This is a genomic window from Enterocloster sp. 210928-DFI.2.20, assembly GCF_020554465.1.
GTDB classification, from domain to species: Bacteria; Bacillota; Clostridia; order Lachnospirales; family Lachnospiraceae; genus Enterocloster; species Enterocloster bolteae.
In genome coordinates, this window is the sequence record NZ_JAJCHK010000026.1 from 15,164 (window position 1) to 38,442 (window position 23,279).

Annotated in this window: 21 protein-coding genes and 1 tRNA gene; 13 read left to right on the plus strand and 9 right to left on the minus strand. The window is 49.4% G+C overall.

What is annotated here, in order from left to right:
• Nucleotides 1–1,557, minus strand: a complete 1,557-nt coding sequence (locus LI015_RS19990) for an ABC-F family ATP-binding cassette domain-containing protein (protein ID WP_002566908.1) — start codon at nucleotides 1,555–1,557, stop codon at nucleotides 1–3.
• 323 nt (nucleotides 1,558–1,880) lie between these two features.
• On the opposite strand from LI015_RS19990, the gene LI015_RS19995 reads away from it, so the two are divergent.
• Complete coding sequence (locus LI015_RS19995; protein WP_002566907.1) at nucleotides 1,881–2,447, plus strand: RNA polymerase sigma factor; 567 nt, start codon at nucleotides 1,881–1,883, stop codon at nucleotides 2,445–2,447.
• Nucleotides 2,444–3,244, plus strand: coding sequence for a hypothetical protein (locus tag LI015_RS20000; RefSeq protein ID WP_002566906.1), 801 nt, complete (start codon nucleotides 2,444–2,446; stop codon nucleotides 3,242–3,244). The genes LI015_RS19995 and LI015_RS20000 overlap by 4 nt, the downstream gene beginning before the upstream one ends.
• A gap of 169 nt (nucleotides 3,245–3,413) precedes the next feature.
• Here the strand turns inward: LI015_RS20000 and LI015_RS20005 are convergent, their stop codons facing one another.
• The 5 genes from LI015_RS20005 to pflB all read right to left on the minus strand — a co-directional run bounded on the left by LI015_RS20005 (nucleotide 3,414) and on the right by pflB (nucleotide 7,751).
• Nucleotides 3,414–4,130: a gamma-glutamyl-gamma-aminobutyrate hydrolase family protein gene (locus tag LI015_RS20005; RefSeq protein WP_002572900.1), complete on the minus strand. Its 717-nt coding sequence runs from the start codon at nucleotides 4,128–4,130 to the stop codon at nucleotides 3,414–3,416.
• A 97-nt stretch (nucleotides 4,131–4,227) separates the two neighbouring features.
• Nucleotides 4,228–4,398, minus strand: a complete 171-nt coding sequence (locus tag LI015_RS20010) for a DUF362 domain-containing protein (RefSeq protein ID WP_002566904.1) — start codon at nucleotides 4,396–4,398, stop codon at nucleotides 4,228–4,230.
• A 108-nt stretch (nucleotides 4,399–4,506) separates the two neighbouring features.
• Nucleotides 4,507–5,259, minus strand: a complete 753-nt coding sequence (gene pflA, locus LI015_RS20015) for a pyruvate formate-lyase-activating protein (protein WP_002566903.1) — start codon at nucleotides 5,257–5,259, stop codon at nucleotides 4,507–4,509.
• 91 nt (nucleotides 5,260–5,350) lie between these two features.
• Nucleotides 5,351–5,596: an autonomous glycyl radical cofactor GrcA3 gene (grcA3, locus tag LI015_RS20020; RefSeq protein ID WP_002566902.1), complete on the minus strand. Its 246-nt coding sequence runs from the start codon at nucleotides 5,594–5,596 to the stop codon at nucleotides 5,351–5,353.
• A gap of 46 nt (nucleotides 5,597–5,642) precedes the next feature.
• Nucleotides 5,643–7,751: a formate C-acetyltransferase gene (gene pflB, locus LI015_RS20025; protein ID WP_002566901.1), complete on the minus strand. Its 2,109-nt coding sequence runs from the start codon at nucleotides 7,749–7,751 to the stop codon at nucleotides 5,643–5,645.
• Between the two features lie 341 nt (nucleotides 7,752–8,092).
• On the opposite strand from pflB, the gene LI015_RS28850 reads away from it, so the two are divergent.
• The 4 genes from LI015_RS28850 (at nucleotide 8,093) to LI015_RS20045 (ending at nucleotide 11,300) form a co-directional block, all read left to right on the plus strand.
• Nucleotides 8,093–8,296, plus strand: a complete 204-nt coding sequence (locus LI015_RS28850; RefSeq protein WP_096039150.1) for a DUF1858 domain-containing protein — start codon at nucleotides 8,093–8,095, stop codon at nucleotides 8,294–8,296.
• Between the two features lie 187 nt (nucleotides 8,297–8,483).
• Nucleotides 8,484–9,551, plus strand: coding sequence for a mannonate dehydratase (gene uxuA, locus LI015_RS20035; protein WP_117626742.1), 1,068 nt, complete (start codon nucleotides 8,484–8,486; stop codon nucleotides 9,549–9,551).
• Between the two features lie 19 nt (nucleotides 9,552–9,570).
• Nucleotides 9,571–10,590, plus strand: a complete 1,020-nt coding sequence (yiaK, locus tag LI015_RS20040) for a 3-dehydro-L-gulonate 2-dehydrogenase (protein ID WP_319638736.1) — start codon at nucleotides 9,571–9,573, stop codon at nucleotides 10,588–10,590.
• A gap of 32 nt (nucleotides 10,591–10,622) precedes the next feature.
• Nucleotides 10,623–11,300 carry a GntR family transcriptional regulator gene (locus LI015_RS20045; protein ID WP_227126186.1) on the plus strand — a complete coding sequence of 226 codons (678 nt, stop codon included), beginning with the start codon at nucleotides 10,623–10,625 and terminating at the stop codon, nucleotides 11,298–11,300.
• Nucleotides 11,301–11,418: 118 nt separating this feature from the next.
• On the opposite strand, the gene LI015_RS20050 is transcribed toward LI015_RS20045, so the two are convergent.
• Entirely contained in the window at nucleotides 11,419–12,168 is a 750-nt protein-coding gene (locus LI015_RS20050; protein WP_002566896.1) for an adaptor protein MecA, read from the minus strand.
• 318 nt (nucleotides 12,169–12,486) lie between these two features.
• On the opposite strand from LI015_RS20050, the gene LI015_RS20055 reads away from it, so the two are divergent.
• From LI015_RS20055 to LI015_RS20080, 6 genes are all read left to right on the plus strand, one after another.
• Complete coding sequence (locus LI015_RS20055; RefSeq protein ID WP_319638737.1) at nucleotides 12,487–13,980, plus strand: serine/threonine protein kinase; 1,494 nt, start codon at nucleotides 12,487–12,489, stop codon at nucleotides 13,978–13,980.
• A complete protein-coding gene (locus LI015_RS20060; RefSeq protein WP_002566894.1) occupies nucleotides 13,977–14,507 on the plus strand; it encodes a hypothetical protein in 531 nt (176 codons plus the stop codon). The genes LI015_RS20055 and LI015_RS20060 overlap by 4 nt, the downstream gene beginning before the upstream one ends.
• A 105-nt stretch (nucleotides 14,508–14,612) precedes the next feature.
• Entirely contained in the window at nucleotides 14,613–14,885 is a 273-nt protein-coding gene (locus tag LI015_RS20065; protein ID WP_002566893.1) for a hypothetical protein, read from the plus strand.
• A gap of 206 nt (nucleotides 14,886–15,091) precedes the next feature.
• Nucleotides 15,092–16,774: a glycosyl hydrolase family 18 protein gene (locus LI015_RS20070; RefSeq protein WP_117626743.1), complete on the plus strand. Its 1,683-nt coding sequence runs from the start codon at nucleotides 15,092–15,094 to the stop codon at nucleotides 16,772–16,774.
• Nucleotides 16,775–16,802: 28 nt separating this feature from the next.
• Nucleotides 16,803–18,275 carry a metallophosphoesterase gene (locus LI015_RS20075; RefSeq protein ID WP_227126188.1) on the plus strand — a complete coding sequence of 491 codons (1,473 nt, stop codon included), beginning with the start codon at nucleotides 16,803–16,805 and terminating at the stop codon, nucleotides 18,273–18,275.
• Nucleotides 18,276–18,341: 66 nt separating this feature from the next.
• Nucleotides 18,342–19,055: an N-acetylmuramoyl-L-alanine amidase gene (locus LI015_RS20080; RefSeq protein WP_002566890.1), complete on the plus strand. Its 714-nt coding sequence runs from the start codon at nucleotides 18,342–18,344 to the stop codon at nucleotides 19,053–19,055.
• Between the two features lie 157 nt (nucleotides 19,056–19,212).
• On the opposite strand, the gene LI015_RS20085 is transcribed toward LI015_RS20080, so the two are convergent.
• Together LI015_RS20085 and LI015_RS20090 are read right to left on the minus strand one after the other, a co-directional pair.
• A tRNA-Gly gene (locus tag LI015_RS20085) sits at nucleotides 19,213–19,284 on the minus strand.
• A 195-nt stretch (nucleotides 19,285–19,479) separates the two neighbouring features.
• A complete protein-coding gene (locus tag LI015_RS20090; RefSeq protein WP_002566889.1) occupies nucleotides 19,480–20,508 on the minus strand; it encodes a LacI family DNA-binding transcriptional regulator in 1,029 nt (342 codons plus the stop codon).
• Nucleotides 20,509–20,820: 312 nt separating this feature from the next.
• On the opposite strand from LI015_RS20090, the gene LI015_RS20095 reads away from it, so the two are divergent.
• On the plus strand, nucleotides 20,821–23,232 hold the full coding sequence (locus tag LI015_RS20095; RefSeq protein ID WP_227126190.1) for a glycyl radical protein: 2,412 nt from the start codon (nucleotides 20,821–20,823) through the stop codon (nucleotides 23,230–23,232).
• Nucleotides 23,233–23,279 lie beyond the last annotated feature (47 nt).

A 23,279-nucleotide genomic window follows, 5' to 3' on the forward strand; every position in this document is an offset into this window, starting at 1 on the left:
CTAGGACAGCTTCAGCGCCCATTCCTTACAATCCCACACATCGGTTGCCAGTCCCTCATAAAACTCTGGTTCATGGCAGATTAAAAGGATACTGCCTCTATATTCCTTAAGGGCCCGTTTCAGTTCATCCTTTGCATCCACATCCAGGTGGTTGGTTGGCTCGTCAAGCAGAAGCACGTTGGATTCCCGGTTAATCAGTTTACAGAGCCGGACCTTGGCCTGCTCGCCTCCGCTGAGCACCCTGACCTGGCTTTCGATGTGTTCCGTGGTCAGGCCGCATTTTGCCAGGGCGGAGCGGACCTGGTACTGTGTATAGGCGGGAAATTCGGTCCATATTTCCTGAAGGCAGGTGGTTGTATTGCCGGGCGCCATTTCCTGCTCAAAGTAACCGATGGACAGGTAGTCGCCCAGCTCCACACTGCCGCTCAGGGCAGGTGTAAGGCCCAGAATGCTCTTAAGCAGAGTTGTCTTGCCGATGCCGTTGGCGCCTACCAGCACGATTTTCTGGCCCCTCTCCATCACCAGATTGAGAGGACGGGACAGAGGCTCGTCATAACCGATGATTAAATCCTTTGTCTCAAAAATATATTTACCGGGCGTGCGGGCTTCCAGGAAATGGAATTCCGGCTTGGGCTTTTCCCTGGCAAGTTCAATGACATCCATCTTATCCAGCTTTTTCTGGCGGGACATGGCCATGTTCCTGGTGGCCACCCTGGCCTTGTTCCTGGCCACGAAATCCTCCAGCTCCGCAATTTCCTGCTGCTGGCGCTTATAGGCGGCCTCCAGCTGGGACTTCTTTACCGCGTATACTTCCTGGAACTTGTCATAATCGCCCACATAGCGGTCCAGTCGCTGGTTTTCCATATGGTAAATCAGGTTGATGACACTGTTGAGGAAGGGAATGTCATGGGAGATAAGGATGAAGGCATTTTCATACTCCTGCAGGTAGCGTTTCAGCCAGTCAATATGCTGTACATCCAGGTAGTTGGTAGGCTCGTCCAATAGCAGAATGTCCGGCTTCTCTAACAGAAGCTTGCCTAAGAGTACCTTGGTGCGCTGGCCTCCGGAGAGCTCCGTCACATCCTTGTCCAGTCCTATGTCGGCCAGGCCAAGGGCCCGTCCTACCTCCTCCACCTTGGAATCAATGATATAGAAATCATGGGCCATGAGAAGGTCCTGTATGGTTCCCAGCTCATCCATCATGGCGGCCATCTCTTCCTCGCCGGCCTCCCCCATCTTATCGCAAATCTGGTTCATATGCTCTTCCATCTCAAAAAGGAAAGCGAAGGCGTTCTTTAACACATCACGGATGGTCATGCCCTTTTCCAGCACAGCATGCTGGTCCAGATAACCGACCCTCACGTTTTTGGCCCACTCCACCTTGCCCTCGTCAGGCATGAGTTTGCCGGTAATGATGTTCATAAAGGTGGACTTTCCTTCGCCGTTAGCCCCAATCAGGCCGATGTGCTCACCCTTTAACAGGCGGAAGGAGACATCCTGGAAAATAGCACGGTCCCCGAAACCGTGGCTTAAATGCTCTACGTTTAAAATGCTCATATTATTACAAACTCCTTTTGTGAAAACTCCTTTATTTACAGGTGCTGCCATTCTTTTATTTCAGCAGTATTATTCTACATGACATAATCTGTTCTGACAAGCACAAACCTTACTTTTATGGGGGTTTGTTGGGATATGGAGTAAAAACAGAGCAAATGTAAAAAATAATTACAAATAAAATGAACCGTCTGCCCGCCTCCCTCCTCTATATAGCAGGTGCACCGATTAACAACACCTTCTGGCAGTTAAGCCAAAAGGGATATATAATGGTTCCATATATAAGTGGTTCCAAATAAGAGAGACGATGGAAGGAGTGGATGGACATGGAGCAGGAGACGGCAGGTCTGGTACGCCGCATGGCGGAAGGAGACAGCCAGGCATTTGACCGGTTGATGGAATTTTATTATCCCAAAATACTGCGCATGGCATATCTCATATCCGGAAGTCATGCAGACAGTGAGGATATTGTACAGGAAACTTTTGTGCTGTGCTGGATGAACCGAAAGAAAATCAAAGAACCGGAATATTTTGGGAACTGGCTTTATAAGACCCTTACCAGGGAAGCCTGGCGGTATTGCAGGAAGAACAGGAAAGAACAGCCGGTGGAGGAAGTGTTTGGGAAGGAAGAGCCTGAAACAGCCTCAGTGCTGGAGGAAGTCATGATGCGCTCCCAGGAAAAGGAGCTTTATAAGGCAATAAGGAATCTTCCGGTCAAACAGAGGACGGCCGTTGTCCTGTACTATTTTAACCAGATGTCCACCAGGGAGATAGCCGGCATCATGGGCTGTCTGGAAGGAACCGTTAAGTCCAGGCTGTATACGGCCCGGGCGAATCTGAAACAGGAATTGATGGAAGAACGCAAGAGGGTAGGAAGGGAGGTAACCTTATGAACAGACGGAGTAAACCGGTGGCGCAGAAGGAACTGGAAGAGCAGATAGGCCGTGCCCTATGCAGCCGGGCAGAGTCCATACAGGTGACTTCCGCAGATACAGAGAGAATGCGGCGCTCTGTTCACCGGAAAATAGAGGAGGAATCAGGAATGAAGAAATGGAATATGAAGCGTGTATTCGTGGTGGCTGCGGCCATCTGCGTACTGGGTACCATAACAGCGGTTGCAGCAGGGAAGGTTGCTTATACAAGCGCCGGAGGCAGCCATCTGGATGATTTTACCTATGATAAACTGGGAGAAATGGAGACAAAGCTGGGCTATACCACCAATGCCCCCGAAGTATTCAGCAACGGATACCGGTTTGACATGGGAATGCCCACCCATCAGGACGCCATGGATGAGGATGGAAATGTGATAAAGTCCGCGGAAAGCTTTTCTCTGCATTACAAAAAGGACGGAAGCCCGGATATATTCGTTACAGTCCAGGGCACAAGCCTGTTTGAGGAGGAAGGACAGCCGGACCAGGTATTTGAACATAATGGGATTACTCTAAACTACACCAGGGACCAGTACCGTTTTGTTCCCCCGGATTATCAGGCCTCCGAAGAGGAGAAGGCAAAGGAAGCAGCAGGAGAACTCTATATCTCTTATGGAAGCGATACGGTAACGGACCAGGTTGCCCAGAGTATGCTCTGGAAGGATGGGGAGAAGGTTTACATCATAACAGCCATGGATAATCCCATGACAGCCCAGGATATGGCCCAGATGGCTGGTGAATTGATAGATAATAAGCAGTAGGCAGATAAGGACAGAAGATAAGGACAGGAGATAAGTACAGGAGATAAGTGAGACGGCCCTGTATGATTCAGGCATATATTTGCAGCGTGAATCATATAGGGCCTTTCTGCAGCCGTTTTTCTGTAGCCGTTTTTCTGCAGCCGGCCTTTCCAGCTGTCCGCTCTTCCAGCTATCCCCTGCAGGCCTCCACAAAGCTTTTAAATATATTGGCGGACACAGTATCTGTCTTCCACATATACTCCGGATGCCACTGAAGGGCCAGAAGATAGGGATAATCCGGCATCTCCAGGGCCTCGATGATGCCGTCGGGCGCATGGCCGCTGGCAATGAGGCAGGGTGCAATCCTGCGTACGGCCTGATGATGGGAACTGTTTACTTCGATTTGCGTTTTCCCATCAGCAATCCCGCACAGCAGTGTATCCCTTTGTACATCCACATGGTGTGAGGGCAGGCAGCATGAATAGGGCTGCTTATGGGCAATGGGAAAGCCGGTTTCTGCCTGGCTGGTAATATCCTGATAGATGTCGCCTCCCAGGCCTACATTGATGACCTGGGCTCCGCGGCAGATTCCCAGGACCGGTTTTTTGGCTTCCATGGCCAGCTTCAGAAGAGACAGCTCCATGGTATCCCGCGCCACGGACACATTGCCGCAATGCATATGTGTTTCCTCCCTCAGCAGGAACGGATGAATGTCCGGACCGCCGGAGAAGAGAAAACCGTCGCACAGCCCGGAAAGCTGCTTTAAATCTTCCGCTGATACTTCCAGGGGAAGAAGGATGGACAGGCCTCCTGCCGCTTCAATGGCTCTCAGGTAGGTGGGGCGTACGCTTATTTCGTCATTATCTGTATTATGGGAAGGGGTTATGCCGATTACTGGTTTTTTCATGGTATTTGGATTCCTCCATGTATTCTGTGAATAATATATGCTGAATATATGAAAAAGAGCCCCTTCCCTCTGGAAGAGACCCTTATGTAATACTTAATTAGCCTTCGGAAATAGCTCCGGTTGGGCAGGTAGCTGCACAGGTTCCGCAGTCGATGCAGGTATCAGCATCAATAACGTACTGGCTGTCTCCCTCGGAAATTGCACTTACTGGACATTCAGCTGCACAGCTGCCGCAGCTTACACAAGCATCACTGATTACATATGCCATGATAAAATACCTCCTTAAGATTTGTCTACATTGTTATTTTATTTTATACTATAACGTCTAATTATTCAAGAGGAAAATCGTTCCTAAACCAGCGAATATTGTATAAATTTAGGAGCAATGGACCCTTTCATCGCGCATTCCCTGAAGAATAATTTTGCGGGACTCTGCCGCCTTTGCAGGAGGCAAGGGGGCTGTGTCTTCTAACGGGTAGGGGATTCCAAGCTGGCCGTACTTAGCTTTTCCCATGTCATGATATGGCAGAACATCCAGCGCCTTTACGTTTTTAAGGGTGCCCAGATAGCGTCCAAGGCGGTACAGATATTCCTCCCGGTCCGTTATGCCCGGCACCACCACGTGACGGATCCATACGGGTATCTGCTTCTTTTCCAGGTATGCGGCGAAAGCCAGTATATTATCCTGGGGCTGGGCACAGAGTTTCACATGTTCCTTTGGATCAATATGCTTGATATCCAGCAGTATCAGATCTGTGGAAGCCAAAAGCCGGTCAAAATGGGCCATGACCGCCTGGGAGCCCGGGTTAAAGGTGATGCCGGAGGTGTCCAGGCAGGTGTGGATACCGCTTTTTTTTGCCTTCTCAAAGAGCTCTGTCACAAAACCTATCTGCATCAGCGGTTCGCCGCCGCTGACCGTGATGCCGCCTTTTTTGTAAAAAGGGCGGGCCTGCTCATACTGGTCCAGTATTTCCTCCGCTGTCATGGGAGAACCGCCCTTGGGATCCCATGTATCCGGATTATGGCAATAGAGACATCTCATGGGACATCCGCTTAAAAAGATAACCATGCGGATACCGGGGCCATCCACGGTACCAAAGCTTTCTATGGAATGTACGCGTCCTATCATAAGGCTGTGCTCCTTTCTGAGAAACATGGATGCCGCCTGAGGCGGAACATCTTCCTGTCAGGCGGCATCCAAAGCAGTTTGCAGACAGGATTTAAATGGATCCGTGGAAGGTTCTTGAAATGACCTCATCCTGCTGCGCCTTTGTCAGCTTATTAAAATTTACTGCATAGCCGGAAACCCTGACCGTGAGCTGGGGATATTTTTCAGGGTGGGCCTGTGCGTCCAAAAGGGTTTCCTTGCTGAATACATTTACATTCAGATGGTGTCCGCCTTCCTGGGCATAGCCGTCTAACAGAGCCACCAGGTTATCAATCTGTGATTCGCTTGCTTTTACCATAATATGAATCCTCTCTTTCTCAAGTAAATGGTTTATATGCTGCTTATCAGGATTCCTCGATATCGGCCTCGGAATCCAGCCCTTCAAAAAGGGTAGGTGCTTCACAGCCGCCTCCGCAGCCGTTCAGCTCCACTTCCAGGTCTCCCATGAAAATCTGGTCATCCTTGCCCAGAGCGCCCGGTATGATGGAGAAGGTATTGGAGATACCGTCCTGGGCGTCCCTGAACGGAAGCTTTGCCACGGAAGCCAGGGATGCCACTGCGCCTCTGCTGTCTCTGTGGTGCATGGGGTTTGCGCCCGGCGCAAAGGGCTGTCCGGCCTTTCTGCCGTCCGGGGTAGCGCCCGTATTATTTCCGTACACCACGTTGGAGGTGATGGTGAGGATGGAAGTGGTGGGGATACCGCCGCGGTAGGTGTGGTTGCCCTTTATATAGCTCATGAAGGTGTGCACCAGGTCTGCTGCCAGCTGGTCTACCCGGTCGTCGTTATTTCCATATTTAGGGAAGTCGCCTTCCACAATATAATCAGTCACAATGCCCTTATCGTTGCGCACCGCCTTGACCCTGGCATATTTGATGGCGGACAGGGAGTCTGCAACAACGGAGAGGCCTGCAATGCCGGTTGCGAACCAGCGGGTCACCTTTTTGTCGTGGAGCGCCATCTGCAGTCTTTCATAGCTGTATTTGTCGTGATTGTAATGTATGATGTTCAGGGCGTTGACATATACCTTGGCCAGCCATTTCATCATATCCTTGTACTTGTCCATCACGTCGTCAAAATCCAGATACTCGGTGGTCACAGGACGGTATTTAGGACCTACCTGCTTTCCGCTGATTTCATCCACACCGCCGTTGATGGCGTAGAGCAGGCACTTGGCCAGATTCGCCCTGGCGCCAAAGAACTGCATTTCCTTGCCGATGCGCATGCTGGATACGCAGCAGGCAATGGCATAATCATCGCCGTGGGTCACCCTCATTAAATCGTCGTTCTCATACTGGATGGAGGAGGACTCAATGGAGGTCTTGGCACAGAATCTTTTAAAATTCTCAGGAAGCTTTGTGGACCACAGTACGGTCAGGTTTGGCTCAGGGGCAGTGCCCAGGTTCTGAAGGGTGTGCAGATAACGGAAGGACATCTTGGTCACCATGTGGCGGCCGTCAATGCCGATTCCTCCGATGGATTCCGTAACCCATGTGGGGTCTCCGGAGAACAGCTCGTTGTATTCCGGCGTTCTGGCAAACTTTACAAGACGCAGCTTCATGATGAAGTGGTCCACGAATTCCTGAATCTCTTTCTCTGTATAGCGTCCTTCCTTTAAATCGCGCTCAGCATAAATATCCAGGAAGGTGGAGGTGCGTCCCAGCGACATGGCTGCGCCGTTCTGCTCTTTGACAGCGGCCAGGTAGCCCAGGTAGGTCCACTGGATGGCTTCCCTGACATCGCAAGCCGGCTTTGAGATATCAAACCCATAGATATTTCCGAGCTCCTTTAAATCCTCCAGCGCCCGGATCTGCTCAGACAGTTCCTCGCGCTCTCTGATAACATCGGAGTACATAATGGTGCGTGTGGAATCCTTTTCTTCCTTTTTCTCCTGAATCAGGGCATCCACACCGTAAAGGGCGATTCTGCGGTAATCACCGATGATGCGTCCGCGTCCATAGGCATCCGGCAGGCCTGTGATGATATGGCTGGAACGGCATGCCCTCATCTCAGGGGTGTAGGCGTCGAATACACCTGCATTATGGGTTTTTCTGTGCTTGGTAAAGAATTCCACAATTTCAGGATCAACCTCATATCCATTGTCCTGGCAGGCCTTCATAGCCATGCGGATACCACCGTAAGGCTGGAGGGAACGCTTAAATGGTTTGTCGGTCTGAAAGCCTACGATAGTTTCCTTGTCCTTATTTAAATATCCTGGGCCGTGGGACGTGATGGTGGAAATGATTTTGGTATCCATATCCAGGACTCCGCCGGCTTCCTGTTCCTTCTTTGACAGCTCCATGACCTGGTTCCAGAGCTCCGTTGTATTCCGGGTAGGACCTTCCAGAAACTCGTCGCTGCCGTCATAGGGGGTGTAGTTTTTCTGAATGAAGTCGCGGACATTGATTTCCCGCTGCCATACACCGCCTTTAAATGTGTTCCACTCTGTTCTCATAGACTTTTCCTCCTGTGAAATGCGTGAACCTATATATAAAAACTATTGTTAACCAAATGTTTCACAGCCATACCGGTTTTACCGGACATCCATAGTCTACTAAAAAAACCCGATATATGCTGTTGCTTTTGCAACACTTATTATATTATGCACATTGTATACACGTCAAGAGGGCATAGTGATAATATTTTTTAACAAGCCTTGATAATTATGGTTAATATGAAAAATATGTAAGTCCATGTTGGACTTGTAAAATGTCGAAAAACGTATTATGATGGTAGAAGCGTGGTAAACCGAATAATTGGGTATACTGATAGCAGAAATAGAAGGAGGACACGATAATGGAAATTAGTAAAGACATGCTCATCGGACAGTTGATCCAGGTAGATGACAGCATTGCACCAATCCTGATGCGTGCCGGAATGCATTGCCTTGGCTGACCGGCATCCCAAGGAGAGTCTCTGGAAGAGGCCTGTATGGTACACGGTATAGACTGTGATACACTTGTTTCTCAGATTAATGAAATTTTGTCAGCCAAAGCCTGATGATAATCTGAAACAGTGATTGGAGGAACCTGGCTCAGGGGATATATGACTGGGCCGGGTTTTTTTGTGTTTGCCGGTATTGACAGAGTGTTATCGAGAGAGTAATATATTAGTATATTAAAATATTTATTTCCGGAAAACCGGAGAAGCACAAAGTACTGTATATATTTCAAGGAGGAAATTAGTTATGGATATGACATTGCGTTGGTTCGGGGAGGGTGTGGATTCTGTATCTCTGGAGCAAATCAGGCAGATACCGGGCGTGAAAGGCGTGATTACCACCCTGTATGACATTCCGGCCGGGGAGGTCTGGCCTATGGAGCGTATCCTTCAGATGAAGGAACAGGTGGAAGCCAGCGGATTAAAGGTCCTGGGAATTGAGAGTGTGAATATACACGATGCTATTAAGGTGGGAACTCCTGACAGGGAGCAGTATATTGCCAACTACATAACGACTCTGGAGCGTCTGGGTCAGGCCGGAATTACAGTGGTGTGCTATAATTTCATGCCGGTCTTTGACTGGACACGTTCCGATCTGGCTAAGGAGCGTCCGGACGGTTCCACGGTGCTGGCTTACAACCAGAAGGAGATTGATAAGATTAACCCTGAAAATATGTTCCAGTCCATGGGAGAAAAGTCCAACGGGTTTGAACTTCCCGGCTGGGAGCCTGAGCGTATGGCGCGCATAAAAGAGCTGTTTGACATGTATAAGGATGTGGATGAGGACCGCCTCTTTGACAACCTGGTGTATTTCCTTAAGGCAATCCAGCCCGTATGCGAAACGTATGATATTAAGATGGCCATACATCCGGATGACCCGGCCTGGCCCGTATTCGGGTTGGCCCGGATTATCACCGGCAAAGAGCGGCTTCTCAAACTGATGAAAGCCGTGGACTCGCCCTTTAACGGCGTTACCCTGTGCACCGGTTCCCTGGGAAGCAATCCGGAAAATGACATCCCGGATATTATCCGGTCCTTAAAAGGAAGGATTCCCTTTGCACATGTGCGCAATCTGCAGTATAATGCTCCTGGAGATTTCCAGGAAGCTGCCCATCTCTCAGCAGACGGCAGCATGGATATGTATGAGATAATGAAAGCGCTGTACGACATTGGCTTTGACGGAATCATGCGCCCTGACCACGGAAGGGCTGTCTGGGGAGAGGTGTCCATGCCGGGATACGGTCTTTATGACAGAGCCATGGGGGCATGCTACTTAAATGGTCTGTGGGAGGCTATCTGTAAGCAGAACCGATAGGCGCATACAGAAGGAAAGGATGGGTGCCATGAGATTAACCTTTGATGAAATTAAGAGTGAGATTAAGAGGGTGCTGGTTAAATACGGGATGTCTGAGGAAAAGGCGGAGACCTGCGCCCGTATTCACACGGAGACTACCTACGACGGGGTATATTCTCACGGCACCAACCGGGTGGCCAGGTTTGTAAATTACATTCAGAAAGGCTGGGTGGACGTAAATGCTGAGCCTTCCCTGGAGCGGGAGTTTGGCGCCCTTCGGGTTTATAATGGAAACATGGGGCCCGGCGTCCTGAACGCCCTGTACTGCGCGGACCGGGCCATGGAGCTGGCGGATCAGTACGGCATCGGCATGGTGGGAATCAGGAATACCACCCACTGGATGCGGGGCGGCACCTACGGGCTGTACGCTGCAAGAAAGGGGTATGCGGCAATTATGTGGACCAATACAGAGTCCTGTATGCCGCCATGGGGAGGCAGGGAATGCCGTCTGGGCAACAACCCCTTTGTCATGGCTGTGCCGTCTGCGGACGGAGGAGAACCTCTCCAGCTGGACATGGCCATGTCCCAGTATTCCTACGGAAAGCTGCAGGTTACCCGGCTGGCCGGGGAGAAACTGCCCTATCCCGGCGGATTTGATGATGAGGGCAATCTGACGGACGATCCGGGCACCATCGAGCAGTCCCGCCGTGTGCTGCCTGTGGGTTATTGGAAGGGATCGGCCTTTTCGTTTATGTTGGATATCCTGGGGTCCGTGCTCACGGACGGTATAGGGGCAGCCGGCATGGACCAGAAGGGATACGGCAGCTGCGGAGGCTGTTCCCAGGTCATGATTGTGGTGGATCCCGGCAGGACCACCACGGATGCCCATATGAAAGAAATCGTGGATACAGCTGTCCGGTATGTAAAGAGCTCGGCCCCGTCGGAGGAAGGCGTCAGCGTCAGGGCGCCGGGCCAGGGAAGCGCCCGGTTCCATGAGGAGCATGACAGGCTGGGGATTTACATGGATGATGATGTCTGGAAGGAGATACAGTCCCTGTAGGCCCTGGGAACTGGTATTAGGAGGTTTTACCCATGAAGATAGAGGAAAAGAGACATGGAGAGACTGCCAGACAGTATGCGTACCGGACCTTGCGGGAGAACATCATATCTCTGGATTTGGAACCGGGAGCGCCCTTTAACGATGTGGAAATGTCGCAGATGATTGGCATTAGCCGCACACCCGTGCGGGAGGCAGTCATACAGCTCAGCGAGGAATCCAGAATCATTGAGATATTCCCCCAGAGAGGGATGCGCATTGCGTTGATTGATGTGGATCTGGTGGAGGAGGCGCGCTTTCTGCGTCTGGTCCTGGAAAAGGCGGCTGTTGAGCTGGTCTGCGGACAGGCGGATGAAGAGGACCTGCAGTGGCTGGATGAGAATATCAGGCTCCAGGAGTTTTATCTGGAGGGAGGTTCATCCCGGAAGCTTTTGGAGCTGGACAATGAGATGCACCGGAAGCTGTTTTTCATCTGCCGCAAGGAGCTTACCTATGAGATGAGCCAGAGGCTGGCGATTCACTATGACAGGATCCGCAGCCTGTCCGTGGCAGCGGTTAAGGACCATAAGATAATTGAGGACCATAAAAAACTGCTGGAGGCAATACGGAGCCGCGATAAAAAGCTGGCCGCAGAGACAATGGATCTCCATCTGAACAGGTGGATGTTGAACGAGCAGATGTTCAGAGACCAGTACCCGGCATATTTTAAGTAACTGTTCCGGGCTTTCAGGGAATCTAATTCCAATCAGCATGAAATCGTTTAAGGCAAAATAATACCCCTGGGTCGATACGGCCTCAGGGGTGTTTTCAATCGTTCAATATGTTTAGCTCCTAAATCCTGGCAAGATTCTGAAGGGCGTTATCCTGAATGATGACCTCGTAGTGCTCCTTAAAATATGCCTCGCTGGCAGATTCCCCTGACAGCTTGGTGGCATACTCTGCCAATATGTTGCACACGCGGGAGAAATCCAGGTCCCCGCAGTCCAGGCGTTTTACAATGAGATAATACTGTCTGGTTCCGGGCTTCTTATACAGCGTGTTAACGCCGTCATAGATTCCGGATACGGCCCGGGAAGCCTCGCTTATGCGGTCCAGGCTATTGAAGCGGAAAATGCGGCTGCTGGCTACGGAGCCTGTATTCTTCTTGGCAGGAGCTTCAGAGGCACCGTCCGTACCGCTCTCATCCCCAACCTGTTCCACGGAACCTGGCTCCAGGTAGTTCAGGGAATCCGGAGCACCCTCCAGGAACTCGCTGGCCAGCTGCGACACAAGGGAATTCTGGTTGTCGTCCGTGAAAGGTGAGAACTTGGCAAAACGGGTATCCAGTTCTTCCGGATCTTCGATTTTAGTGATGACCAGCATAATGCTCTCGCTGGACAGCGGAATCGCCTCAACCATCAGAGGAATGTCCTCCGCCTCAAAGCCCACTTCATTGGATGCTTTCTGAATCATCTCCCGGAACAGCTTCCTGGCTTTTTCTGTTCCATAAGCCAGCTCTACCAGGTTTATGTTGCGCGCACTTAAATCAAAGCTGGTCAATGTACAGCGAATCTGGTTTTCATTGATACGTTCTATCTTCATTAGGATCACTTCCTGTTCTGTGTCAAATGTGGTGACATCTGCTTAGGGCCAGGACATTTTTGGAAACTTCAGGCCGAAAGTAGACTTCTACACTTTAAATATACTACATTACAGGTGGAAATATCAATCATTTCATAAAAATTTAAAAAATATCGTGCCGCAGGATGTTTTCAGGTTGTATAAATAGCATATGAAAAGCCATGGAAGATATAACGACCATAGACAGGTGACAAAGAAAAGGGTAAAATTGGGATATGAGATGATATTGTAACGAAGGAGGGGTGAATAAGGAATACCATTTTATTTGGCAAATACCGTCTGCTGCACAAATTGGGAACAGGCCGGGCAGGAACCGTATGGCTGGCAGTGCACATTGGCCTGGAGGAATACAGGGCCATAAAGCGCATTTCTAAGAGGGATGCCGACTATGACACTTTCCGAAGGGAAGCATTGGTGCTAAAAGAACTGCGCCATCCTGGGATTCCCATGATCTATGATTTAGAAGAAGATTCTGAATTTTTTTATTTAATCGAGGAATATCTTGAAGGATATTCTCTATATGCCCTGATTGCGAATCAGGGGCCTATTCAAGAGGCAGAGGCAGTCCGTTACGGGATGCAGGTCTGCGGGCTTGTGGCTTACATGCATTCTGCGTGTGAATTACCCATATTACATTTAGATTTACAACCAAATAACCTGATTATCTGCAACGGCACCGTAAAGCTGATTGATTTTGATCATGCCGCAGGCTGCCGGTGGGCAAACATTGCCCCAAAGCGATTCGGTACAGTGGGCTGCGCGGCTCCTGAACAGTATGCTTCTGACCGTATGTTGGATCAAAGGACCGACATTTATGCCATTGGTGCAGTCCTCCGTTTTATGACAGCCGGAACCCTGAGAGAGGAGGCCGGACAGTCTGCCGCCCTGTCGGAGGTCTTTGAGCGGATTATCAGAAAATGCATGGACTCCAATATGGAGAAACGGTACGCTTCCGCCGATGAGGTGGAGGATGCGCTTCAGGCGCTGTGTACCAGGAAGCTGACAGAAGAAAAGGAACAAAAGACAATACCATCTCATATTTTGCTTGTGACCGGAATGAAGGCTGGGACGGGCACTACACATTTGGCCTTTGGACTGGTATGTTTTCTGAACAAAAACGGATACCGGGCGCTGTATGAGGAACATAACGCCTCCCGGGCAGTGGACACCATGGCCCGCAGGGCAGGTATGCGTCCGGACCGTTTTGGAATCTATACCATGAACGGCTGCTGCTTGAAGCCGTGGTATGGGCCTGCCGTAAAGCTGGATGAGGGGACAGGATTTGATATCATAGTAAAAGACTATGGGACAGACTGGCAGCAGGCGGAGCTGGAATTAAAGGCAGGGAAGGCAGATTTATTAGGGACAGGCAGCGCCAGCGCCTGGGACGGCCGGTACATCAGGCAGTACATATCCTGGATGAATCAGGCATGGGCGGGCCGGTGTGATGGGAACCGTGTGCTTGTATTCCGGGGGACACGGACCATATGCCAAAAGGAACTTAAGGCCATGACAAGCTCAGACAAGGCCTTAAAGGGAATAAAGCTGTTTGTTTCGCCGGAGTATGAAAATCCTTTCAGACAGAAAAGAGAAGAAGCCTTTTTTCAGTCGCTGTGGTCTGCCATAGCCGTCAGCGGCAGGAGATGGAACCGAAAAAGAGGCTTATTAAAATCATGGGGTTTTCTAAGAGAAATCATTTTAAACACAGCCGGCAGCCTGCGAAAGGGTGCAGGGTTGTCGGAATCACAGGAACAGGACGGGGAACAGGGGTGACTCATCTCAGCGTCCTGGCGGCCAATTATATGGCCAGTGCCCTGCAGCGCAGGACTGCGGTAATTGAGTGGAACGACCATGGCGCGTGGAAAACCATGAAGGATATATGCCAGGCCGGTTCCGTAAAGCAGGCGGATTCTGCGGATTACAGATACAAAATCTTCGGGGTTACATATTATATGCAGGGGGACCCCAGCATACTGGCGTCCTGTCTGGGTGGAATATATGACGAAATCATAATTGATTTTGGAGAATTGAGACCATCCATCAGGGCGGAGTGGCTCAGGTGTGAAGTGAAGATTGTCATGGCGGCACTGAGCGAATGGAAGCTGGAGGCATTTTTGGAGCTTTTATCAGAGGAGGAAGGACGCAGAGCAGGGTGGATATATACAGCTGCCTTTGGCAGCGAGGACACCAGAAAACAGATAGAGAGGCAGTTTGGGATTTCTCTGGTCAGGGTTCCTCTTTCAGTAGATGCTTTTTCAGTGGATTATAAAACCATGCAGTGGTTTGAGAGGATTTTGTGAAGAAAAAAGAGACAGAAGGGAATGGCGCACAAAAGTATGTCACGGAAACAACTCCTTGGTGCTGCCGTCCGGCTGTCCCGCGGTAATAGGGGAGGGCTTATCGGTATGATAAGAAATGTCGAGTATGGAGACCGGAAGAAACACCAGAGAACCTATCTGGACGGATTGAAGAGATACAAGAACAAAGGGGTCCGGATTACCATTGACGGAGTCGAGTGCCCGGAAAAGGAATGGGAAAAGATATTCGAGATGGGAGAAGACGGAGGCTTTTATATGGGAGACTATGTCGGCGCCGAACAGGGCTGTCTGAAGGAAATCAGATTTGACAAAGTGTATCTCAGCGACCCTCCCAAAGAGAAAAAAGATAAGGATTCATAAACAGGCAATAAAATCAGATAACAAAAGCCCGGATTATGCCGCCGCCATGAGTACCGTCTCAGCCTGTGCAGCCAAAGCAAGGCGGCGCATACCGGGCTTTTGTGCCTGTTGCCTCCATAATGACTGTAAATTGTAAGCAAATAATTGGTACATACACTCTGTTTTGTGGTAGAATAAAAACAATCATTAGGAAACTGGAGGACAGGATGAGCAGAAGAAGACAAGGTCACGGCTGCGGAATCACGGTGCTGGTTCTGCTGTTCATATTTATCCTGGCAGGCAGTGGTCTGGGAGTGTTTTTTGCCAAGAAATACATGCCCAGCAATGAGCTGGCGGATAAGAGCAGGGTATTTGGTATTAAGGGCGGCCAGGTGGCCCTTATTTTGGATAACCAGGTGCAGGAGGAGAAGGGAATCTACGAGGATGGCCAGGTATACCTGCCTGTGGACTGGGTAAATGAACATCTGAACGAGCGCTTTTACTGGGATGAGGGCGAAAAACTGCTTGTGTATGCACTGCCTGAATCCATTGTGTATGCGGACGAAAGTACCCAGGGCGAGAAGGGACCTCTCTTTAAGGTCACACAGGATGGAATGTACCTGTCTCTTGGAGTTGTGGTAAATTATACGGATATCCGCACGCAGGCCTTTGCCACAAGCCAGATTAAGCGGGTGTTTATTGACACATCCTGGCAGCCCTATGACACGGCAGTGCTGAAAAAGACAGGCCAGGTCAGAGTGAAGGGCGGTGTGAAGAGCCAGATTATCACGGAGGCAGCGGCAGGAGAGACTGTGGATGTGCTGGAGACCATGGACAAGTGGTCCAGGGTCAGGACCGCGGACGGTTACATCGGATATGTGGAGAACCGGAAGCTGGAGGCAGGAGAGCAGATTGCACCTGTCAGCACCTTTGAGGCGCCTGTATATACCAGCATTTCCATGGACGGGAAAGTAAGGCTGGGATTTCATCAGGTCACACGGCAGGAGGGAAATAATACTCTTGAGGACTATGCGTCCAATGCCAGGGGGATGAATGTGATAGTGCCCACCTGGTTTAATGTGGTGTCCAGCGATGGAACCTACACATCACTGGCCAGTAAGGATTACGTGGATAAGGCCCATGACATGGGACTGAAGGTGTGGGCCATGGTGGAGAATGTGAGCACCCAGGAAAGTATCAAGAACCTTAATACAAAGACTTTGATGTCCTCCACCAGTACCAGGAAAAAGCTCATTGAAAAACTGATGAATGAGGCGGATACCTATGGCTTTGACGGATTCAACCTGGATTTTGAGAGCCTTAAGGCGGAGGCAGGACCACATTATGTGCAGTTCATCAGGGAAATGTCGGTTGCCTGCCGCAATAAGGGACTTGTGCTGTCCGTGGATAACTATGTACCGTCCTCCTATACTGCGTTTTACAACAGGAAGGAGCAGGGAATTGTGGCTGACTACGTGATTGTTATGGGATATGACGAACACTATGCGGGAGGAGAAGCCGGCTCCGTATCCTCTATTCCCTATGTGAGGGAGGGCATTGAGAATACCCTGAAAGAGGTTCCCAAGGAAAAGGTCATCAATGCGGTCCCCTTCTATACCAGAGTGTGGACTGTAAATGAGGGCAAGACGTCTTCCAAGGCATATGGCATATCAGATGCCAGGCAGTGGGTGGAGGAAAACCAGGTGGAGCTTACCTGGGATAAGCTGCTGGGGCAGTATTACGGCGAGACTGTGAGCGGAAGCGGACAGCAGTATATATGGATGGAAGAGGAGGATTCCATGAAGCTTAAGATTGACCTGATTAAGGAGTTTGACCTGGCAGGAGTTGCCTGCTGGAAGCTGGGATTTGAGCCAGCGGATATATGGGATATTGTGTCAGGGGTTAAATAGACAATATGGGTGACGCCGGAGGAAGGAAATGAGACGAAGAACAAGGGTAACGGGAATCATGACAGCAATCTTAATGGCTGGAGTCATGGCAGGGTGCAGCGTACAGGCTGGAAAGCAGGTGGAGCCCACCACTGGAAAACAGCAGACAAAGGAAACGGTTCAGGAGACAGTTCAGGAAACAGAGCTGCAAAAGCCCACCCATCCTGCGCCTTCGCAGATACAGCCTTTTCCTGATGTAGAAAAGGAGACAAAGGCAGAGCCTCTGATTGGAGGAAAACGCATTATCCTTATGACGGATATACATTATCTGGCAGAATCCCTGACGGACCGGGGGGATATGTTTCAGTCTATGGTAGAGCACGGCGATGGAAAACTGACCAATTATGTATGGGAGATCACAGACGCCGCACTGGAGGAAATTAAGCTGCTGAGTCCGGATGCCCTGATTATCAGCGGAGACTTAAGTCTTCAGGGGGAAAAGAAGAGCCATGAAGAACTGGCGAAAAAGCTGGATGAGGTGGAGAAAGCCGGTATCACGGTTTTGGTTATACCGGGCAACCATGATATTAACAACCCAAGCGCCTCCGTGTATTCCGGGGGAGACCGGTACCCGGCGGAACCTACCGCACCGGAGGATTTTGAGCGCATATATAAGGAATTCGGATACTCGGAGGCCAGCAGCAGGGATGCCAATTCCCTCAGTTACACCTATGACCTGGGACCGTCTATGCGCCTGCTCATGCTGGATACCTGCCAGTATGAACCCCGCAACAAGGTAGGGGGAATGATAAAGACAGAGACCTATGAGTGGATAAAGGAACAGCTTAAGCAGGCGGCCCGTGACAGCGTGATTCTTCTTCCGGTTGCCCATCACAACCTGCTGGAGGAGAGCAAGGTATATGCGGATGATTGTACCATCGAGCACAGTGAGGAGCTTATTCAGATGCTGGAAGGGGAGAATATCCCGCTGTTTCTCAGCGGACACCTGCATGTGCAGCACTTCATGAGAAATAATGACATCGGTATCTATGAGGTGGTCACCAGCTCCCTGTCCACGCCTCCCTGCCAGTACGGCGTGCTGGATTACATGGAAGATGAGACATTTTATTACTATTCACGCAAGGTGGATATGGAGAAATGGGCCAGGAAAAACAAGAGCACGGATGAGAACCTGCTGAACTTCGACACATACAGTCCGCCTGTTTTAAAGAGGATATTCTATAATCAGGCCTATGACGCCATGAAGAACTCTGCGGAGGAGGAGACGGGCAGCGTATTTGTGAAGCTGACAGAATCAGAGAAACAGCAGATGGCAAAGGTATACGGCGACATCAATGCCGCGTGTTACGCAGGCAGGGCATATGAGGTGGTGAAGGAGGCAGTAAAGCAGCCCGGATACGCCATGTGGAAGGAGTACTGCTATCCCGCCATCCTGTATGAATACCTGGAATACATCATAGAAGATGCGGTACGGGATTATAACGTTCTGAGCATGGAGTAAAAACAGGTTCATTTTCATCAGGCGGGTGAATATACTGGAATAAAGGTTATCAGGGAGCGCCCATTGATGAAGCATTCAGCATGGCAGACAGTGATGGGGATTCTGCTGCTTTGTATCGTGGCATTGATATCATGGCAGGCAGGAACATTGGTGGCTGTCCATAATCAGGCAGCGGAGGCAGACAAGGCAAGGCCGGTGGTGGTCATAGACGCCGGACACGGAGGCAGCGATCCGGGTAAGGTAGGGATAAATGGTCAGCTGGAAAAGGATATTAATCTGAAGATAACAGAGCAGCTGAAAGCATATCTTGAGGCCTCCGATGTAGAGGTGATCCTTACCAGGGATTCGGACCAGGGGCTTTACAGCTCCGGAGACAGTCATAAAAAGATGGCAGATATGAGAAAACGGTGCGAAATCATAAATGAGGCAGTGCCGGATTTGGTGGTCAGCATCCACCAGAACAGTTACCATGAGGAGTATGTATCCGGAGGCCAGGTTTTTTATTATAAGACATCAGAGAAGGGAAAGTATCTGGCGGAAATTTTGCAGAAGCGCTTTGATTATGTGCTGGGCGAGGCCAACAAGAGGATGGCCAAGGCCAATGACAACTATTATCTCCTGCTTCATGTGAAGGAGCCTATTGTCATAGTGGAATGCGGATTCCTGAGTAATGGAAAGGAAGCCAAACGCCTGGAAGATGAGGAATATCAGGACAGAATGGCCTGGACCATACACATGGGAATCATGGAATACCTTAATACGGTCAAACAGAAGAGGTAGAAGCCGGGGGCTGGCCCGGCAATCAGAAATAAGATATGAAAATGGGAAGGCTGACCCGCGTGAGGGCGCCTTCCCATTGTTGTATTTAGGCTTTAAATGTGAAGAAAACAAAAGGCCGGAGAACTGGCAGAGCAGTCCTCCGGCTGGAAATAAAAAAAGCGCGAGACGGGATTCGAACCCGCGGCCCCCACCTTGGCAAGGTGGTGCTCCACCCCTGAGCCACTCGCGCATGAGAATATGTTATTACTTTGACGTGGTATAGTCTATCATATTTTCTCTGATAAATCAAGAGGTTTTTTATCTGTTGGATTAAATTTGTTGGTTTAAAATGTTTCTGAAATATTTTTGAGATATTTCCCCAAACCATCCGGAAAAGCACATTGTACAGCCTTTGCTTTTTCGGATGGTTTCCCGGCATAAGTTTTTATTTCTGGGCTGTTTCGATCCTGCTGCAGGTGGCTCCTTCTATGAAGGAGGCTTCAATGATTTTGGATACAGGATTTTCCGGCGGGTTGACCACCAGCTCAAACAATTCAAGGGATATTTCACGCAGATTCTGCTGGACAGTGGTTATCTGGGGCTGATGGAGATTGCTGATCACATTATCAAATCCCACAATGGACATGTCTGCGGGAATCTTTAATCCCAGGGAATATGCGGCGTTCAAAGCTCCTAAGGCAATGATGTCGTTGCAGCAGATGATTGCCGTAGGGGCGGCTGGAAGGGAGAGGAAGTAATTAAGAGCCTGGCTTCCGGCCTGAAGAGTCAGCTGGGGATTTTTGTCGTAAATATATTCCTGGATAATGGGGAGTCCCTTTCCTGTCATTGTTTCTATGTAGCCATTCTGTCTGGAAATAACAGAATCCATGGGTGTTTTACAGCCGACAAAGGCAATTTTTCTGTGCCCAAGGTTGTAGAGGTAGTCCACAATTGGCTGCATCATCTGTCTGTTATTAGAACGTACGCTGGAGAACTTGCCGTGGGTTTTTCGGTCCAGGAATGCAATTGGAATATGAATCTTGCAGGCTTCGAAGATATCGGAATCAACACCCTCTGTCAGGATGATGCCGGCACATCGGTTAGCCAGGCAGAAGTAAAGATACTTCTTTTCAAGCTCCGGGCTGCTTCCTGTATCACAAATAAGGAGCATATAGTTGTGTTCCAGACATATCTGGTTCAGTTCTTTAATCAGGCTGATGAAAAAAGGGTTCTCCATGTCATATATAAACACGGCAATGGTATTGCTTGTCTTGGAAAAGATTTTCTTGACAGGCTGGTTTGGGATATAGTTATATTCCTCAATTACTTTTTGTACTTTCTTTCTGACCTTTTCAGATGTCATTTCTGGATTATTGATAACCCGGGATACAGTTGCAGTAGAGACTCCCGCCAGTTTGGCAATATCCCTGATTCCGATGTATCCGCTATTTTCCGGACGCCCTTCCTTGTTCATACGATTTCTCCTCCTGGTCCTGAAAGGATGAAACTTGTTTCATGAAAAGAAAAAATAAGTTTCATCCGACCATATCATATTATAGTTTAAATAAAATTAAATGTAAATACGTAAAAATGTAACAGTTTTACTTTGCGCATCAAACGATTGTAGTGTGCAGCATGGATGGACAAGGAAAAATCGCTAAAAAAAGAGAAAAAACAATGAATTAATATGAAAAATGCACAAATATATTATTGACAAGAATGAGGTAAAGTGCTATATTGAAAATGTAACAAGTTACATACACGAAGTGAATGTGAGGGGCGGAACATGAATACAAGAACGGAAAGGTTGAGAAAACGGTTATTTGATACAGACCCGCGTATTTGTCCGGAGCGGTGTATCTATTTTACGGAGTCCATGAAGGAGACAGAGGGAAAACCAAATGCTTTGAGGCGGTCCCAGGCATTTTATGATGTGCTGAGCCGTATGACGGTCTATGTGAATGCAGATGAGCTGATTGTGGGAAACCAGGCACAGTGGCCTAAAGCCTCCCCGATCTATCCGGAGTACTCCACAGACTGGCTGGAAGCGGAGTTAAATGGTTCACCTTTTTTCCCGGATAAAAGACCGGGTGATAAATTTTACTATACCCAGGAAGATAAAGACAAAATATTAGAATGTGTGGATTACTGGAAGGGAAAGTCCTTATATGAAAATCTGAGAAAGACCCTTCCCGAGAAAATCAACCAGGCCTGGGATGCCAATGTGATAGATGATACATGGGTGTCTGCAGCGGGCCTGGGCAATGTAATTGTAGATTATAAAGGCGTGGTAGATAAAGGTTTATCCGATGTCATGAGACGGATAGAGAATAAGCTTAAGAGGCTGGACCCCAGAGAGCCGGGCAATACACGAAAAAGATGGTTTCTTGAAGCGGCCCTTCAGGGCAATCAGGCCGTGGTGATGTTTTCGGGCCGTATTGCTGACTGCTGCAAAGAGCAGGCAGAGCAGGAAAAGGATGAGACACGCAGAAGGGAACTTCTTAAGCTGGAGGACATATGCAGGAATGTTCCGCTGAATCCGGCCAGGACCTTCCATGAGGCGGTTCAGTCCATCTACATGATTCTGCTGGCAGTCCATCTGGAATCCAATGGGCATGCCATCTCACTGGGGCGTTTTGACCAGTATGTGTATCCTTATTATAAGAGGGATTTGGAGGAAGGCAGAATCACAAGAGAAGAGGCCCTGGAGATAGTCGAGTGCTTCTTCATCAAATGCAATGAACTTAATAAGCTCAGGAGCTGGCCGGATACAGAATTTTTCCTGGGATACCAGATGTTCATTAATCTTGCCATTGCGGGCCAGACAGTGGATGGGAAGGATGCAACCAATGAAGTTTCCCATCTGTGTGTGGAAGCATGTGAAAATGTCAGACTCTTTACCCCGTCCGTATCCATTAAGTGGTTCGAGGGAACCAGTGATGGGTTCATGATGAAGGCGTTAAAGGCTGCGCAAAGGCATCAGGGCGGGCAGCCGGCATTTTACAATGATAAGGCATTTATCAGGACGCTTAAGAATATGGGAATTGCCGAGGAAGACCGGGTGGACTGGGTACCGGACGGATGTATCGAGGCATCCATTCCTGGAAAATGGGATTTTGCGGCCAAAGGCCCATGGCTGAATGTGGAAAAGGTACTTGAAATCACACTCCACGACGGCACGGATCCTAAGACCGGATACCATTTTGTGGATTTGGAGAAACGTGCAGAGGACTGCGGCAGTGTAAGGGAGCTGATGGAATTATATAAACAGACCCTGGATTATTTTATGGGACTGCAGGTGGAAACGGAACATATCAATGATGAAATTCATATACAGCAGGACATCAACGCATTCCGTTCATCCCTGGTATATGACTGTATAGAGAGGGCCATGGACCTTGTAGAGGGCGGTTCCGTGTACTCAGCAGACGGCGGGCCTACTGCGGGTACCATCAGCGCAGGGGATTCCCTGGCAGCATTGGACGAAATTGTATTTAATCAGAAGCTTCTGACCATGGAGCAGGTGCTTCATGCCATGAGCACCAATTATGAGGATATGGAGACAGTGCCTGCCGGACCGGAAATCAGGGCCATACTGTTAAACAAGGCACCTAAGTTTGGAAATGATGACGAGAGAGCTGACAAGTGGGTAGTTGAACTGGAGGACTATATTGGCTCCAGCTACAGGTATAAATACAGAAGTTCCAAGTATGGAAAAGGGCCGGTGCCCTGCTGTTACTCCTACAGCCAGAGTCCTGTGACAGGTAACATTGCTTTTGGGAAGAGCATTGGAGCCACGCCGGACGGACGCAAGGCCGGACAGCCGGTGAATAATGGAATTTCCCCTGCCAATGGCTCGGAGAAAAAAGGCGCCACGGCCGCCTGCAATTCAGTCATGAAACTGCCCAGCATATGGTTCCAGAAAGGGGCGATATTCAACATGCGCCTGTCCAAAGGAGCGCTGGATACGGATGAGAATAAAGAGAAGGTAATTGCCATGATTAAGGTGCTGTTTGAAAACTACGGACAGCAGATCCAGTTTAATGTGGTGGATAACAAGGTGTTCAAGAAGGCAATGGAGCATCCGGATGAATATAAGGATTTGATGGTCAGAGTTTCGGGTTATAGTGCACTGTTTACATCGCTGTCCCCGGAGTGCCAGATGGATGTAATAAACAGGGCGGAGCTGGAATTATAGCTAAAGTACCGCAATGCGGTGTATGAGCCGGCGGATGACGAACAGGG

What these genes read in the sequence shown, in the direction of transcription:
- LI015_RS19990 (WP_002566908.1), bottom strand. Translation starts at nt 1,557, where the DNA reads ATGAGCATTTTAAACGTAGAGCATTTAAGCCACGGTTTCGGGGACCGT.
- LI015_RS19995 (WP_002566907.1), top strand. Translation starts at nt 1,881, where the DNA reads ATGGAGCAGGAGACGGCAGGTCTGGTACGCCGCATGGCGGAAGGAGAC.
- LI015_RS20000 (WP_002566906.1), top strand. Translation starts at nt 2,444, where the DNA reads ATGAACAGACGGAGTAAACCGGTGGCGCAGAAGGAACTGGAAGAGCAG.
- LI015_RS20005 (WP_002572900.1), bottom strand. Translation starts at nt 4,130, where the DNA reads ATGAAAAAACCAGTAATCGGCATAACCCCTTCCCATAATACAGATAAT.
- LI015_RS20010 (WP_002566904.1), bottom strand. Translation starts at nt 4,398, where the DNA reads ATGGCATATGTAATCAGTGATGCTTGTGTAAGCTGCGGCAGCTGTGCA.
- pflA (WP_002566903.1), bottom strand. Translation starts at nt 5,259, where the DNA reads ATGATAGGACGCGTACATTCCATAGAAAGCTTTGGTACCGTGGATGGC.
- grcA3 (WP_002566902.1), bottom strand. Translation starts at nt 5,596, where the DNA reads ATGGTAAAAGCAAGCGAATCACAGATTGATAACCTGGTGGCTCTGTTA.
- pflB (WP_002566901.1), bottom strand. Translation starts at nt 7,751, where the DNA reads ATGAGAACAGAGTGGAACACATTTAAAGGCGGTGTATGGCAGCGGGAA.
- uxuA (WP_117626742.1), top strand. Translation starts at nt 8,484, where the DNA reads ATGGATATGACATTGCGTTGGTTCGGGGAGGGTGTGGATTCTGTATCT.
- yiaK (WP_319638736.1), top strand. Translation starts at nt 9,571, where the DNA reads ATGGGTGCCATGAGATTAACCTTTGATGAAATTAAGAGTGAGATTAAG.
- LI015_RS20045 (WP_227126186.1), top strand. Translation starts at nt 10,623, where the DNA reads ATGAAGATAGAGGAAAAGAGACATGGAGAGACTGCCAGACAGTATGCG.
- LI015_RS20050 (WP_002566896.1), bottom strand. Translation starts at nt 12,168, where the DNA reads ATGAAGATAGAACGTATCAATGAAAACCAGATTCGCTGTACATTGACC.
- LI015_RS20065 (WP_002566893.1), top strand. Translation starts at nt 14,613, where the DNA reads ATGATAAGAAATGTCGAGTATGGAGACCGGAAGAAACACCAGAGAACC.
- LI015_RS20070 (WP_117626743.1), top strand. Translation starts at nt 15,092, where the DNA reads ATGAGCAGAAGAAGACAAGGTCACGGCTGCGGAATCACGGTGCTGGTT.
- LI015_RS20075 (WP_227126188.1), top strand. Translation starts at nt 16,803, where the DNA reads ATGAGACGAAGAACAAGGGTAACGGGAATCATGACAGCAATCTTAATG.
- LI015_RS20080 (WP_002566890.1), top strand. Translation starts at nt 18,342, where the DNA reads ATGAAGCATTCAGCATGGCAGACAGTGATGGGGATTCTGCTGCTTTGT.
- LI015_RS20090 (WP_002566889.1), bottom strand. Translation starts at nt 20,508, where the DNA reads ATGAACAAGGAAGGGCGTCCGGAAAATAGCGGATACATCGGAATCAGG.
- LI015_RS20095 (WP_227126190.1), top strand. Translation starts at nt 20,821, where the DNA reads ATGAATACAAGAACGGAAAGGTTGAGAAAACGGTTATTTGATACAGAC.